Source organism: Amycolatopsis acidicola, assembly GCF_007713735.2.
In the GTDB taxonomy this organism is placed as follows: domain Bacteria; phylum Actinomycetota; class Actinomycetes; order Mycobacteriales; family Pseudonocardiaceae; genus Amycolatopsis_E; species Amycolatopsis_E acidicola.
Window position 1 is genome coordinate 40652 of sequence record NZ_VMNW02000064.1, and the last position, 11548, is coordinate 52199.

Annotated in this window: 8 protein-coding genes; 3 read left to right on the forward strand and 5 right to left on the reverse strand. The window is 67.3% G+C overall.

From position 1 onward, the window contains the following. Positions 1 to 41: 41 nt before the first annotated feature. Positions 42 to 1847 (forward strand): heavy metal translocating P-type ATPase, encoded by a 1806-nt coding sequence (locus FPZ12_RS31730; protein WP_144756737.1) that lies wholly within the window; start codon positions 42 to 44, stop codon positions 1845 to 1847. A 57-nt stretch (positions 1848 to 1904) separates the two neighbouring features. Next, positions 1905 to 3290, forward strand: a complete 1386-nt coding sequence (locus tag FPZ12_RS31735; protein ID WP_144756757.1) for an aminotransferase class I/II-fold pyridoxal phosphate-dependent enzyme — start codon at positions 1905 to 1907, stop codon at positions 3288 to 3290. On the opposite strand, the gene FPZ12_RS31740 is transcribed toward FPZ12_RS31735, so the two are convergent. The 5 genes from FPZ12_RS31740 to FPZ12_RS31760 form a co-directional block, all read right to left on the reverse strand. Further along, entirely contained in the window at positions 3278 to 3820 is a 543-nt protein-coding gene (locus FPZ12_RS31740) for a TetR/AcrR family transcriptional regulator (RefSeq protein ID WP_144756739.1), read from the reverse strand. The two genes, FPZ12_RS31735 and FPZ12_RS31740, sit on opposite strands and share 13 nt — an antisense overlap. Further along, positions 3790 to 4599 (reverse strand): SGNH/GDSL hydrolase family protein, encoded by an 810-nt coding sequence (locus tag FPZ12_RS31745; RefSeq protein ID WP_144756741.1) that lies wholly within the window; start codon positions 4597 to 4599, stop codon positions 3790 to 3792. The genes FPZ12_RS31740 and FPZ12_RS31745 overlap by 31 nt, the downstream gene beginning before the upstream one ends. Before the next feature lie 72 nt (positions 4600 to 4671). Further along, entirely contained in the window at positions 4672 to 6231 is a 1560-nt protein-coding gene (locus FPZ12_RS31750; protein WP_144756743.1) for a beta-N-acetylhexosaminidase, read from the reverse strand. A gap of 65 nt (positions 6232 to 6296) precedes the next feature. Beyond that, positions 6297 to 7187, reverse strand: coding sequence for a MarR family winged helix-turn-helix transcriptional regulator (locus FPZ12_RS31755; RefSeq protein ID WP_144756745.1), 891 nt, complete (start codon positions 7185 to 7187; stop codon positions 6297 to 6299). Positions 7188 to 7266: 79 nt separating this feature from the next. Beyond that, complete coding sequence (locus FPZ12_RS31760) at positions 7267 to 9144, reverse strand: propionyl-CoA synthetase (RefSeq protein WP_144756747.1); 1878 nt, start codon at positions 9142 to 9144, stop codon at positions 7267 to 7269. 413 nt (positions 9145 to 9557) lie between these two features. Between FPZ12_RS31760 and FPZ12_RS31765 the strand changes: the two genes are divergently transcribed. Then, positions 9558 to 11279: a serine/threonine-protein kinase gene (locus FPZ12_RS31765; RefSeq protein ID WP_144756749.1), complete on the forward strand. Its 1722-nt coding sequence runs from the start codon at positions 9558 to 9560 to the stop codon at positions 11277 to 11279. The last annotated feature ends 269 nt before the right edge of the window (positions 11280 to 11548 follow it).

Genomic DNA, 11548 nt, shown 5'->3' on the forward strand with positions numbered 1-11548 from the left:
CATATGTAGACCTCTTCATTTGTTCTTGTACGATGGGTGACATGGTCTCCGTCCTCGAACCGCCCGCATTGATCCGGCGCACGCCGCCCGAGGTGCGCTGGGCGGCGTTGTCCGTCGCCTTCTTCGTGGGCGCCGTTTTGGTGCAGCTCGCCGGTTGTGTCGCCTGGCCGCTCTATCTGGCCTGCTACGCGAGCGGTGGCTGGGAACCGCTGGTTGAAGGCCTGCGTGCGCTGCGAAGGAAGACGCTTGACGTCGATCTGCTCATGGTCGTCGCGGCTGTCGGCGCGGCGGCGATCGGGCAGGTGCTCGACGGCGGGTTGTTGATCGTGATCTTCGCCAGCTCGGGTGCCCTGGAAGCGCTGGCGACGCGTCGGACGGCCGATTCGGTTCGCGGACTCCTCGAACTGACCGCGGAGCAGGCGACTTTGTGGGTCGGCGGCGTCGAACGCGTTGTCGATGCCGAATCGGTCGAGGTCGGGGACATCGTGGTGGTCCGGCCGGGCGAGCGGGTCGCGGCTGACGGCGAAGTGATCGAGGGCGCGAGCGATATCGATCAGTCGTCCATTACCGGCGAATCGTTGCCAGCGCCGAAATCCGTGGGTGACGAGGTTTTCGCGGGCACTCTCAACGGCACCGGGATGGTGCGGATCCGGGTGACCCGGGCCGCCTCGGACACGGTGGTGGCGCGCATCGTCGCGATGGTCGAGGAGGCGTCGGCGACGAAGGCGAGAACGCAGCTGTTCGTCGAGAAGATCGAGCAGCGGTACTCGGTCTGTGTCGTGCTCGCGACGCTGGCGTTGTTCTTCGTCCCGTTGGCCTTCGGCGCCGATTTGCAGAGCACCTTGTTGCGGGCGATGACCTTCATGATCGTGGCGTCGCCGTGCGCGGTCGTGCTCGCGACGATGCCGCCACTGCTGTCGGCGATCGCGAACGCGGGTCGCCACGGAGTTCTGGTGAAGTCGGCTGTCGTGATGGAACAGATCGGCACCACCACCCGCGTGGCGTTCGACAAGACCGGAACGTTGACCGAGGGCACGCCTCGCGTCGTGGCGGCGCACGACGACGTACTGCGACTGGCTGCGGCTGCGGAGTATTCGAGCGAACATCCTCTGGGCAGGGCGATCGTCGCCGAAGCAGCCGAGCGCGGGTTGAAACCCTTACCCGCCAAGGACTTTTCTTCAATTCCCGGCCTCGGTGTGAGCGCGCTGGTCGACGGGCGGCGGGTCTCCGTCGGACGTCCCACCGAACCGGCACGGGACGGCGGCACCGTGGTCGCCGTTCACGTGGGCGAAGAGTTGCAGGGCATGGTGACCCTCGCGGACCGGGTTCGGCCCGAAGCGCGGCAGGCTGTGGCCGAACTTCGGGAGTATTCGCCGGTTTTGCTGACGGGCGACGGCCCGTCGGCTGCCCGGCGAGTCGCCGACGAGGTCGGTATCGACGAGACCAGGGCGGACCTGTTCCCCCAGGACAAGGTCATGGCGGTCCGTGCCATGGAGGACCGGGTGCTGGTCGTCGGAGACGGGGTGAACGACGCGCCCGCACTCGCGGCGGCCCATGTCGGCGTGGCGATGGGGCGCGCGGGCTCGGATCTCGCCTTGGAAACCGCCGATGCGGTCGTGGTGCACGACGATCTCACCGCCGTGCCGGCGATGATCCGGTTGTCACGGCGTGCCCGGCGGTTGGTGCTGGCGAACCTCGTGATCGCGGCGACCTTCATCGTCGCGCTGGTGGCTTGGGATCTCCTCGGGGATCTGCCGCTGCCGCTGGGCGTCGCCGGGCATGAGGGCTCGACGATCGTGGTGGCGCTCAACGGGTTGCGCTTGCTGAGAAAGTCCGCTTGGCGGTGAATCCACGGGTTGCGCGACCCCGGTCCGGGTTGGTCCGCTGGACGGATGTCAGGTCACATGTCGCCGGACGAGTTCCGGCGGTACGGGAAGCAGGTTGTGGACTGGATCGCCGACTACCTGGCGGGGATCGAGTCCTATCCGGTGCGGTCTCAGGTGCGTCCCGGCGAGGTGCGGTCGATGTTGCCGGCGCACCCGCCGGAACGCGGCGAGCCGTACGAGAACGTGCTGCGGGATGTGGAGCGGGTGATCCTGCCAGGTGTCACGCACTGGCAGCACCCGAACTTCTTCGCTTATTTCCCGGCCAACGCCAGCGGGCCCGCGATCCTCGGCGATCTGCTTTCGTCGGGGCTGGGCGTGCAGGGCATGGTTTGGGCGACGAGTCCGGCTTGTACCGAACTCGAAACCGTGGTCGTCGACTGGCTCGCCGAACTGCTGGACTTGCCCTTTCGTGAGGATGGCGTCGCGGGCGGCGTGATCCAGGATTCCGCTTCGAGTGCCGCGCTCGTCGCGGTGCTCGCCGCGCTGGGGAAAACCGACAGGCCGGGGCGGATTTATGTTTCCTCGCAAACGCATTCGGCATTGGAGAAGGCCGCCCGGATCGTCGGCAGCGAGGTCCGCGTCGTCGAGGTCGATCCGGAGACGCTCGCGATGGACTCGGCGCAGCTGCGTGCGCTCATCAGCGAGGACGTGGCCGCAGGCGTGCGTCCGGCCTTGGTGTGCGCGACGATCGGCACCACCTCGACCACCGCGATCGATCCGGTGCGTGAGATCGGTGCGGTTTGCCGCGAATACGGCGTCTGGTTGCACGTGGACGCGGCCTACGCCGGGGTGGCCGCTATCTGCCCGGAACTGAGGTGGATCAACGACGGGGTCGCCGAGTACGCCGACTCCTACGCGACCAACCCGCACAAGTGGCTGCTCACCAACTTCGATTGCGGCGTGCTGTGGGTACGAGACCGCCGCCCGATGATCGACGCCCTGTCGATCCTGCCGGAGTTCCTGCGCAACCAGGCCAGCGACTCCGGTGAGGTGATCGACTACCGGGACTGGCAGGTGCCGCTCGGCCGCCGGTTCCGTGCGCTCAAACTGTGGTCGGTGATCCGCTGGTACGGCGCCGAAGGCTTGCGGGAGCACATCCGGACGGGCGTCTCTCTCGCGCAACGGTTCGCCGGATTCGTCGCCGCCGACCCGGAGTTCGAGCTGTGGGAACACCATCCGTTCGGGCTCGTCTGCTTCCGTCCACTTCGGACTTCGGCCGCGGAGACACTCGCGCTGATGGAGCGGGTGAACGATTCCGGGGTCCTGTACCTGAGCCACACCAAGGTTGGCGACGACGTGCTGCTCCGGATGGCGATCGGCGCCCCGATGACGACAGCCGAACACGTCGACCATGCTTGGCAGGTGATCCGCGACGCTCGGGGTGTTCTTGGTCAGTCGAGGTAGGTGGACAGGGTGACCTCGAGGGTGGTCGCCACTTCGCGTTGGGTCACGCCGCCCCACAATGAGAGCGCGGCGAGACCGTGCAGTGCAGCCCAGAGGGACGTGGCCAACGCGTCCGTATCGGTATCGGCACGCCATCCGGCGGACTGCGCGGCCCGCACCAGTTCGGTGAACCGGCTGAAGACCGCGCCGTTGACCTTGACCAGGTCGTCGGTGTCGACCAGGTCGCGCCGGAACATCAGCTCGAACATGGCCGGATTGCGCTGCGCGAAATCCAGGTACTGGCGGCAGGCTGCCAGCAGCCGCTCGCGCGGCGTGGCTGTCGGCAGTTCGGCCTCGCCGAGTTCGGTGAACCCCTCACGGGCCACGGCGGAAAGCAGCTCCGTGCGTCCCGCGAAATGCCGCAACGGCGCACCGTGGGAAACGCCGGCGGTCCGAGCGATCCGCCTGAGCGTGACCGCTTCCACTCCTTCCTCGGTCAGCAGCGTGACCGCGCTGGCGATCAGACGTTGCCGGGGATCGCCGGTGCCCACTGGTTCATTTCGTCGGTGAGGACCGGAAGCAGTTCCGGCTGCTTCGGGGTGAACCCGTCACCTGGTGAACGGCCCACGAACCAGTTGCGGGTGCGAGTCATGGCGACCGGAAGCACTTCCTGCCAAAGCCATCGAGCATGCGCCCTTGGTCCGGGGTGGAGCGGGGTGCCGGGCAACGGCTGCAGCCACGCGGGATCGAACGGCACACCGAGCCCACCCAGCAGGTGCGCCGCAAGCCTGCGATGTCCCGCCTCGGAAAGGTGCAACCTGTCCGGGCCGAAGTACCGGAGGTCGGTCACGTCCTCGTCCGCGAGGTCCACCAACCTCGCGCCGTAGTTGTGCGCCGCCGCCCGGATCGCGTCGTTGAGAGCTTCGATCCGGGGCCGGATCCTGAGCAGTCCGGGTATCCGGCTGGACACGTCGCTCAAGGTGAACACTGCGACGGTCGGCGCCGCCTTGGTCAGGATCCGGACCGCGGCGTCCACGCGCTGGGCGACGGTCTCTGCGCGGAAGTTCCGGGTCATCACGTCGTTGGCGCCGCCGAACAGCGCGATCAGATCGGGCTGCAGGTCCAGCGCCGTCGGAACCTGCTCGACGATGATCTGGTCGAGTCGCCGTCCCCGGACTCCGAGGTTGGCGTATCGAAGACCGGGCTCGGCCGCGGCGAGGGTGGCCGCGGCCAGGTCAGCCCAGCCTCGATAGCGCTTGCTGCCGGGGTACAGGTCATGCAACCCCTCAGTGCAGCTGTCGCCGAGGGCGACAAATCGTTCGAACTTCATTCAGGTCTCCGTCACGCTTTGTTCACCTAGGAGACCTGTGTAGCAAACGGTGGTAGACAGTGTCTACTGGTGCTACTTCCAGTCCACCTGTGGTGACCGGTAGAAGTCGATCCCTTCTGCCGTCCACCGTGGACCCTGATCGGCCAGCCTTGTCCGGTACGACTCCCAGTCATGGGTGGACTGGGGTGACCAGCCGATCTCGGCTATCCCGGCCAGCCGCGGGAACGCCATGTATTCGATGTTGTCACTGGTGATCAGGGTTTCCGACCACAGCGGCGCCTCGACCCCGGCCACCGACTGCTCGCCGACGCCCTGTACCGCTGTCGCCGGATCCCAGTTGTAGGAGTCCTGCACCTCGACGTAGCCGGCCCAGTGCAGCCCGAGCGGGCTGTCGGCGTTGTACTGCATGTCCAGGTAGGCCTTGTTCGCCGGCGACATCAGGATCTTGTTGCCGCGGGCGGCGGCAGCCGCCGTCGCGTCGTCCTGGCCGTCGGTATCCCAGAACTGCGGGACCGCGGTGACCGGCGGGTTCACGGCTGCGATGTCGTGCCAGCCCTGCGCGAGCTTTCCGTGCTTGGCCACCAGTGGCAGCACCCGGCTCATGAACGTCTGGTAGTCGGCAGGTGTGGTCGCATGGGCCTCATCGCCGCCGATGTGCAGGTACTTGCCGGGCGTGATCGCGGCCAGTTCGCCGATCACGTCGTCGAGGAACGTGTACGTGATCTCCTTGTCGACGCAGAACGAACTGAAGCCGACATCGATGCCCGTGTAGAGGGGCGGCGCCACGCCGTCGCAGTTCAGCTCGGGATACGAGGCCAGCGCGGCGTTCGTGTGCCCTGGCATGTCGATCTCGGGGATGACCGTGATGTGCCGTGAGGCCGCATACGCCACCAGATCCTTGTACTGATCTTGCGTGTAGTAGCCGCCCGTGCCGCCGCCGACCTCGGTGCTGCCGCCGTAGGTCGCCAGCCGGGGCCAGCTCTTGATCTCGATGCGCCAGCCCTGGTCGTCGGCAAGGTGGAGGTGCAGGGTGTTGATCTTGTATTGCGCGATCTGGTCGATGTAGAGCTTCACCTGGTCGACGGTGAAGAAATGCCTGGCGACGTCCAGCATCGCGCCCCGGTAGCCGAAACGCGGGTAGTCCACGATCTGTCCGCCGGGTACCACCCAGCGTGTGTGCTGCACTGTTGCCGACTCGATCGCGGCAGGCAGCAATTGGCGCAGCGTCTGCACGCCGGCGAACAGTCCGTCGGAGGTGCTGGCGCGAATGGTCACGCCCTGACGCTTGATATCGAGCTGGTAGCCCTGATCGCCGACCGTGGCCGTCGGCCCGAGTTCCAGTTCTATCGCCGAAGCTCGGGCTTTCGAGACCACGGGAAGCCGGTAACCCGTGGACGGGCGTAGCAAGCCACCGAGGTAGTCGGCGACCTGTGCCGCGCCGCGATCGGCGGTGATCACGGTGGCGGGGGTGAGGGTGAAGTCGCTCCGGGGATCGGGTTTTGCCTGTACGGGCAACGGAACGACGTCGGTCAGTTGTTTTCCGGCCGGCGCCGCCGCCGCGGGTTGGGCCAGTGAGGTGACTATGAGCAGGGCCGCACCGAACAGGGCGGCCAGGGATACGCGTCTACGCATCGGGCACTCCGGTTGGCAGGGGAGCGGATCCCTGAAGGTATAGACCAATCATGTCGGGGGCGCAATCATCCGAGCTGAGCGCGAACCTTGGTCGCACGCTGCGTGACTTGTCGCAGAACTCGTTGTGCCACCTGTATTTCCGCTTCGTCGATGCCCTCGAACAGCTGATCGCCCACGTGGGCGCTCTCGCTCGTTATTCGCTCGAACAGCTCAATTCCTTTGGCGGTTGCTCCGACCTCCTCCTCGTCGGTGGACTGGACCAGGCCGCCTTCCTCCAGTTGGTGCAGCGCGTGTTCGATCTCGACATCGAGGACCATCCCGGGCCTGACGACGTCGGCCACCAGGTCTGCCCGGACGGCGGGCCGTTCCGCGGCCGCGCGCAGCGCGGCCCATTCGGCGAAGCTGAGCCCCGCCTTGGCAAGCAGGGTGGTGAGTACTTCGCGGGTGGCGACGGCTGCCTCGTTGATGTCGCGGCCGTTGAACGTTCTGGTCATGGGGTCTTCGTTTCTTCCGTGCTGGGTGGCCGGGGTCTCGTCGAGCAGGTCGAGCAGGATTTCGCACAGCTCCAGCGTTCGTGGCGCCTCGGGGCCGCCGAGCGGGGCGGTCAGCTGGGTGTGCAACTCGTGTACCAGTCCGGCGGCTTCCATGGCGATCCGCTGTCCGTGTTCGGTGAGCGTGACCCGCACGGCCCTCGGGTCGTCCGGGTCGGTGGGGCGTTCGACCAGCCCCGATTTCTCCAAAGCCCTGGCCAGTTTCGACACGAAGATCGGTTCCAGGCCCGTGTGTTCGGCCAGTTCGCGTTGCCGGGGCCGCTGCCCGCTTCGCGACAGTCCGCTCAGTGCGCCGAGCAAGGAGAACTGAGCGTGTGTGAGTCCCAACGGCGCGACGGCTCTGTCCACCGCGGCCCGCCACTTCGTCGAGACTCGCCACAGCAGAAAACCCGTCGTCGCCTCCATAGACAAATACTGTACATGGAGATAGTATCCACGGCAACAGTCTGCGAAGTGCCCAGGAAGTCCTTCCTGGAGCGAGAAATCAGGGGGTTTGCAGGATGTGGCGAAGTGTGTCGAGAACGGCCGGATCTTCGATCGTGGAGGGCACGGGCTCGTTCCTGCCCTCGGCGATCCCGCGCATCGTCTTGCGCAGGATCTTGCCCGAGCGGGTCTTCGGCAATGCGTCCACAACGGACACCTGGCGGAACGCGGCGACCGGGCCGATGTCCCGCCGGACCGCGGCCACGAGCTCCTCCCGCAGGGTCTCTTCGCCGATCTCCACGCCGGCTTTCAGTACCACGAAACCGCGGGGCAGCTGGCCTTTGAGCTCGTCGCGCACTCCGATCACCGCGCATTCCGCCACCGCGGGATGCGCGGCCAGTACCGCCTCCATCGAGCCGGTGGACAACCGATGACCGGCCACGTTGATCACGTCGTCGGTCCGGCCCATGACGAACAGGTAGCCGTCCTCGTCCAGATAACCGGAGTCGCCGGTGAGGTAGAAACCTTGGTAGCGCGAGAGGTACGCCTCGATGTAGCGGTCGTCGTCCCCCCACAGCGTCGGCAGAGTGCCCGGTGGCAAGGGCAGCTTGATCGCGATGGCACCTTCCTGGCCCGCGGGCAGCTCGGCGCCGGACTGGTCCAGGATCCGCACGTCGTAGCCGGGCAGGGGCACGGTGGCCGAACCGGGTTTCACGGGCATCGGCTCGAGCCCGCGTGGGTTCGCCGCGATGGGCCAGCCGGTTTCGGTCTGCCACCAGTGATCGATCACCGGGGTGCCCAGTTTCTCGTGCGCCCAGTGGTAGGTCTCCGGGTCGAGCCGTTCCCCGGCGAGGAAAAGGGTTTCGAAGGCGGAGAGATCGTAGTTGGCGAGTTCGGCCGCGTCGGGATCCACGCGTTTGATCGCTCGCAACGCCGTCGGCGCGGTGAACAATGCCTTGACCCGGTGCTGGGCGGCGACCCGCCAGAAGGCGCCGGCGTCCGGGGTGCCGACGGGTTTTCCTTCGTACAGCACGGTTGTGGCGCCGATGAGGAGCGGTGCGTAGACGATGTAGGAGTGGCCGACGACCCATCCGACGTCGGAAGCCGTCCACCAGACGTCCCCGGGCTGGATGTCGTAGACCGCGCCCATCGACCAAGCGAGCGCCACGGCGTGCCCAGCCGTGTCCCGGACGACACCCTTGGGTTTCCCGGTGGTGCCGGAGGTGTAGAGGATGTACAGCGGATCGGTCGCCGCCACCGGTACCGGGCCGACCGGGGTCGCGCCTGTTATCAGTTCCTGCCAGTCCACATCTCGCGGACCGAGTTCGGCGCGTGCCGCATCCCGTTGCAGCACAACGACTTTGTCCGGCTGGTGCGTGGTCGACGCGAGGGCGGCATCGATGATCGGCTTGTACTCCACCACACGAGCCGGTTCGATCCCGCAGGATGCCGCGACGATGGCCTTCGGCTTGGCGTCTTCGATCCGGGCGGCCAGCTCCTTCGGCGCGAACCCGCCGAAGACCACCGAGTGCACCGCGCCGATCCTGGCGCAGGCGAGCATGGCCACGACGGCTTCGGGAACCATCGGCATGTAGATGATCACCCGGTCGCCCTTGTCTACCCCGAGCGAACGAAGCGCGCCGGCGAACCGGGCCACTTCGTCGCGCAGCTCGGTGTAGGTGTAAGTGCGCGTGCTGGAGGTAACGGGCGAGTCCCAGATGAGGGCGGCCTGTTCGCCGCGGCCTCCGTCGGCATGTCGGTCCAGCGCGTTGTGGGCGGTGTTCAGTTCGCCGTCCGGGAACCATCGATAGAGCGGTGCGTTCGTCGAGTCGAGCGCTCTGGACGGCTCACGGATCCAGTCGATCGCCTTGGCCGCGTCCAGCCAGAACCCTTCCGGATCGCTCAGGCTGCGCTGGTACTCCTCGGCGTAGCTACCCATGAGGAACCCGTCCCTCCTCGTCGTCGAGCTGGTGCCCCCACATTCTGGCTCACCTGGTGCCGATCAGCCGGTGGTTCGGCGCGCCGATTTTCGCGGTGGCGGTCCCTGCATCGGAAGTGCTGGTCAAGAGGCCCGTGACCAAGCCCCGTGCCGATCAACCGTCGTGGGCGCGCGTTCAGGCAGTCGTTGTTCACGGAAATCGAAGGAGGGAGGTGCTAGATCTGGGTGTAGCAGGCCTGCCCGAGAACGTCGAGGGTGCGGGTTGCCGAGCTCGGGTTGGCCGAAGGAGTGGTGGGCAGGTTCACTGGGAGCATTCCTGACGACTCGGAATCCGACCGCAACCCGCCGGTCGGGCCCAGCGTCCAAGAGACGAATAGGGTGGGGGACCACAAACCCGAGCAGGAGGGGCACCGGTGACATTCGCAAGCTGGTTGCTGTCTCTCGCGCACACCCTGTTCCAGCCGGGGTTCTGCCCCGGTGACTGGGTGTGGGCGACCAGCGCCGCCGGCGCACTCGTCGCACTCTTCCCGGTCGCGGGCGCCGTGATCGTGGCGATCATGCGCAAGTTCACCGGGAACCGTTACGACGCGGTCACCCTCGGTGTGATCGGTGCGGTCGGGCTGGTTGTCGTCTTCCTGCTGCCGTGGTTGCTGTTCAACGGTATCTCCGACATCTACCGGTCCGCGTTTTCCGGGCAGACCACCGGGCTTTCGGCGAACGAACTGTCCACGCTGAACCGCAGCTACTGCGATTTCATCGGCAAGCAGAGTGACTACCTGGGGAGCGGGCAGAACGTCTTCGAGACACTGTTCTACCCGTCGGGCAACAAACTCGCCTATGGCTACTACCTCGGTGCTCTGGTCGGGCTGCCCGCCGCGTCGCTGTTCTTCGTGATCCTGCAGGCGCGGACCGCGATGCGTCGTGGGCAGAAGTGGCCTGGCCGGCTGCTGTGGGTGCCGTTCGTGGCGTTCGCCGTGTTCAGCGTGTCGGTCGAGGCGAACACGGCGGTGCACCTGTGGCTGGGATTCCTGCCGATGAGCGTGCTCGGCCTGATCGCGGTGGCGCTCGTGGGATCGCCGCCGTGGGCTGTGATCAACAAGCCGAGACAGGAGCGCAGGCCGGAACCTCCGCCGCAGCCTCAGCAGCAAGCCCCGCCGCCACCGCCTCCGCCGCAGAAGAACTACGCGCCGACGGCTGTGGCGCCCGCGCAGCTCGCGTCGGCGCCCGGTCCGGTTCCCCTGGTGCCGGGCTCCACGGGGAACGGCAGTGAGCGGTACCGGCGAATCCGCAGGCTCGGGCACGGTGGGTTCGGCACGGTGTGGCAGGCCGTGGACAACCAGCTGGGCCGGACTGTTGCTTTGAAGATCGCGCACGCGCCGGACCGCGATACCGAAGAACGGATGCGTCGTGAGGCCCGGGCGCTGGCGATGGTGAACCATCCCAACTGCGTGCGGGTTTACGACCTGGTCGAGGAGCCCGACGGGCTGGCGCTGGTGATGGAGTACCTGGAGGGCCAGGCGCTCGCCACCGCGGTGGACAACATGGGGCCGCTCGACGATATCGCCGCGGGGCGGCTGTGGGCCACGATGGCAGGCGCGCTCGTCGCCGCGCACGAGAAGGGTGTGCTTCACCGAGACATCAAGCCGTCGAACGTGATCGTGGATCCGGGCGGGATGCCGCACCTGATCGACTTCGGTATCGCGCGCAGTCGTGGTGACTCCACGATGACCGCCACCGGGATGATGATCGGTACGCCGGACTTCGTCGCCCCGGAGCAGGCTGCCGGTGCCGCGGCGAGCCCGGCTTCGGATGCGTGGCAGCTGGCGGCGACGGTGAGTTACGCGTTGTCCGGCTACCCGCCGCGGGGCACACGTGAGACGCCGATGGCCGCGCTGATGGCGGCCGCGCGGGCGGAGCCGCCGAACAACTTGCCGCAACGTTCGGCGCACGCGCGGCTGCTGATCGCCTCGCTGGACAACGAACCGCGTCGGCGCCCGACGCTGAACGCGGTGCAGCGCGAGGTCGAGGGGTGGCTGGCCAGGTCGGGCAAGTCGCCGGACGGCCCGGTCACGCAGATCGTGCCGCGGCGGCAACAGCAGCCCTCCGGAACTCGGGTGATGCCGCCGCGCAACTGAGGCGCGACGGCTTCGCAACTGGGGCGGACGGCATCGGAGCGGGGCGGCACGGCGGTGCGATTGAGGCGATCGCACCGCAGCGGGCGGCACCGGTGCCACGATTGATGTGCGCGGCGACCGACGCCGGGCGGTCGCGGGTTGTGTTGACCGCGGGAATGCGGCGACGGTGGCTCGTGGCTCGTGGCTCGTGGCTCGTGGCTCGTGGCTCGTGGCTTGGTGGGGTGCCAGCGGTTGTTGTGGTTGGCGACGGGCGCGGCGGGGGCTCTGGG